Here is a 3,748-nt window from a genome sequence, read left to right on the forward strand (position 1 = left end):
AGCTCGCCTGTTCTCTAAAAATGTACACTGTACATTTTCTTAACGCTCCATCGCCATGGGGTGGTTCGGGATATGACCCTGTGTCTTAAAGATTATTTTATAACCTTCACATCTACATAAGAGTAAAAAAAAGCAAAGCCGTGAATGTTTCTTTTTAGAGGCAGTTTGACGTGCTTACTTTATGTTTCATTCAAAACCATGCTTTTTAACATAATTCCATATATTATATCACAAATATATAAAATTATAGATTAAATGCTAATAAATTCGATAAACTGCTATATATTTTATTATTTATGAAGTATTTTCTTCAAAAATCACAAAACAAAATTTCAATATTTTTGAGTAGACGACATTTTATAACACCTGCTCACCGTTCACTAAAAATGTAAACTATACATTTTCTTATTGCTCTGTCAACTGAGGTAGTTCAGGACATAATTTTGTTCCTTAATTGAATTATTTTGTTTTCCAATTTATATAATTATTGTACTTTGAAAGTTTAAAACCTATCCTTATGAAATTAAGATATTCCCTTTTCTTGAGTATCACTTTACTCCTGTTTTTTCTACTAGCCTGCTCTAGTCCCAAAAAAGAGTTTGCTACCATGCTCATTTTTGGCGGCACAATTTACACTGTTGACTCTACTCAGACTAGTGTAGAGGCTGTAGCTACAAAAAACAATATGATTCTTTTTGCTGGAAACCTTTCAGAAGCTGAACAATTTAAAAATGACCAAACAGAGCTTATTAATCTAAATGGCAAAACAATGACACCTGGCTTAATTGAAGGTCATGGTCATTTTATGGGTTTAGGCTATAATGAATTAAATCTAGATTTGATGAACACGACAAGTTATCAAGATATTGTAGATGCTGTAGCAGAACGTGTAAAAACTGCTAAACCTGGAGAATGGATTATAGGTAGAGGATGGCACCAAAGTAAATGGGATTCTATGCCTACTGGAATAGTTAAAGGTTTTCAAACGCATCATTTACTCAGCGAAATATCACCAGAAAACCCTGTTTACTTAAGTCATGCTAGTGGTCATGCAGGGTTTGCTAATGCCAAGGCTATGGAGATTGCTGGTTTACAAATTTTAGCAAAAGAAGGCATTAAAAAGTTTGACATTAAGGGAGGAGAAGTTATTGTAGATGAATTTGGTAGACCAACAGGAATTTTTAACGAACGCGCACAATCACTAATTCGTAAGCATATTCCAGAAAAGACTCCTGAAACAGACATTCAAGCTTTCAACCTTGCAGTTGAAGCTTGTCATAAAAATGGTATTACAAGTTTTCATGATGCTGGTATATCAAGAGAGACTATCGTTCTATATGAAAAAATGAAATTGGAAGGTAAAATGAATACTAGAATATATGCTATGCTTACTGGTTGGGATAAAGAATTACTTAATGAATGGTATTCAAAAGGTCCATTAGTTGATGTTGATCATCTTTTAACTATACGGTCTGTAAAATTAAACTGTGATGGTGCTTTAGGTTCTCGTGGTGCATGGCTTATTGAACCTTATACAGATAGACCAGATCATTTTGGTCATGAAACCCTCCCAATGGATTTTGTAAAAAAAACGGCTTTAGATGGTCTTGAAAATGGGTTTCAAGTATGCTCTCATGCTATCGGTGATCGTGCCAATAAAGAAATTCTTGACAGGTATGAATCTGCGTTTAAAGAATTACCAGAGTTAGCCTCAGATCACAGGTTTAGAATAGAACATGCACAACATTTACACCCTAATGATATCCCTCGTTTTTCGGAATTAGGTGTCATTCCTGCTATGCAAGCTATACACATGTCTTCAGACAGACCTTGGGCCATTGACCGCTTAGGAGAAAAACGAATTAAGGAAGGCGCATATATGTGGCAAGCTTTACTGCAAAGTGGTATCCCGATTGTTAATGGAACAGATGTTCCTGTTGAACCACTTAACCCAATAGCTAGTTTCTATGCCAGTGTAAGCAGGAAAACGCTGAAAGGCACACCAGAAGAAGGTTATGAACCAGAGCAAAAGATGACAAGAGAACAAGCACTAAAATCTTACACTTTAGACGCTGCTTATGGTGCTTTTGAAGAAGACATAAAAGGATCCATCAGTATAGGCAAGCTTGCAGATTTCACTATTTATAATCAAGACTTAATGACAGTAGAAGAACATGAAATTTTAAACACTGAAATTGTGATGACTATTTTTGATGGCAAAGTGGTCTATTCTTTGAGCGAATAGACCAACATAAATTATTAAGTTTGAAAAAAATTACTTAACAGGAATAGCCTTCAAAATCTCCAAAACAAACTTCCAATATTTTTGCGTTGAAGAAATCTGAGCGCGTTCATCAGGTGAATGTGCTCCTTTGATATTTGGACCAAAACTAATCATATCCATGTCTGGATAATTTTGCCCGAGAATACCACATTCTAATCCTGCGTGACACGCCGCTACATTAGGTTTTTCTCCATTTAAATCTTCATATAATTTTGCCATTACTTTTAAAATGGCAGAATCCATATTTGGTGTCCATCCTGGGTAATCTCCAGATAATTCCACCTCGCAGCCTGTTAATTCGAAAGTCGCACGAAGCATATTAGCTAAATCTATTTTAGAACTCTCGACTGAAGAGCGTGTTAGACAACCAATTTTAATATGCCCATCTTTAACAATAACTCTAGCGATATTATTTGAGGTTTCAACCAATTCAGGAATATCAGCACTCATTCTATATACGCCATTTAATGCGCCATATAAAGCTCTTGTTAGACCTTCTTGAACGCCTAAATCCATGATTTTATTCGGCGTATCAACTTTGGAAATACTGATATCTAAATCGGGTTCCATAGTCTTCAATTCCTTTTTTATGGTAGTGGATAGCAATGCTATTTCTAATAAAAAAGCATCTTCATGAATAGCATCAATAGCTACAACAGCATTACTTTCTCTAGGAATGGCATTTCGTAAACTACCGCCATCAATTTCTGAAATTCGTAATCCGAAATTTTCAAAACCATCAAACAATATACGGTTCATGATTTTATTGGCGTTACCTAAACCTTCGTGAATTTGCATTCCCGAATGTCCACCTTGCAAACCTTTTACTGAAATTTTATAACCTATTTTAAATTCTGGAGTTTCTTCTTCATCATAAGTTCTTGTTGCCGTTACATCTATTCCTCCAGCACAGCCTACTCCTATTTCATCATCTTCTTCTGTATCTAAATTCAATAAAATACCTCCAGATAGCAAGCCTCCTTTTAAACCCATGGCACCTGTCATTCCGGTTTCTTCATCTATGGTAAACAACGCTTCAATAGCTGGATGTGGTATATCGGTGCTTTCTAAAATAGCCATAATAGTTGCAACGCCCAAACCATTATCTGCTCCAAGGGTAGTACCTTTTGCTTTTACCCAATCGCCTTCTACAAACATCTCTATACCTTGAGTGTCAAAATCGAAAACGGTATCACCATTTTTTTGATGCACCATATCTAAATGCGATTGCATAACTATGGTAATCCTATTTTCCATTCCTACGGTTGCAGGCTTTTTTATAATGACGTTTCCAACTTCATCTTCAATGGTTTCTAATCCTAGGTTTTCACCAAAATGTTTCATGAAAACGATAACGCGTTCTTCTTTTTTTGATGGACGCGGTACTGCGTTTAAATCTGCAAATTTGTTCCAAAGGGCTTGTGGTTCGAGTTGTCTTATTTCTGAGTTCATAGTTTTATAATA

2 protein-coding genes are annotated in these 3,748 nt (G+C 35.5%); one reads left to right on the forward strand and one right to left on the reverse strand.

The genetic code is table 11. The annotated features are described in order from the left end of the window. The first annotated feature begins 517 nt into the window (after positions 1-517). A complete protein-coding gene (locus AAC024_RS15800) occupies positions 518-2,245 on the forward strand; it encodes an amidohydrolase (RefSeq protein WP_339896453.1) in 1,728 nt (575 codons plus the stop codon). A 30-nt stretch (positions 2,246-2,275) separates the two neighbouring features. On the opposite strand, the gene AAC024_RS15805 is transcribed toward AAC024_RS15800, so the two are convergent. After that, on the reverse strand, positions 2,276-3,736 hold the full coding sequence (locus tag AAC024_RS15805; RefSeq protein ID WP_339896454.1) for an aminoacyl-histidine dipeptidase: 1,461 nt from the start codon (positions 3,734-3,736) through the stop codon (positions 2,276-2,278). Between the last annotated feature and the right edge of the window lie 12 nt (positions 3,737-3,748).

It is taken from the genome of uncultured Algibacter sp., from assembly GCF_963976535.1.
In the GTDB taxonomy this organism is placed as follows: domain Bacteria; phylum Bacteroidota; class Bacteroidia; order Flavobacteriales; family Flavobacteriaceae; genus Algibacter_B.

What these genes read in the sequence shown, in the direction of transcription:
- AAC024_RS15805 (WP_339896454.1), bottom strand. Translation starts at nt 3,736, where the DNA reads ATGAACTCAGAAATAAGACAACTCGAACCACAAGCCCTTTGGAACAAA.
- AAC024_RS15800 (WP_339896453.1), top strand. Translation starts at nt 518, where the DNA reads ATGAAATTAAGATATTCCCTTTTCTTGAGTATCACTTTACTCCTGTTT.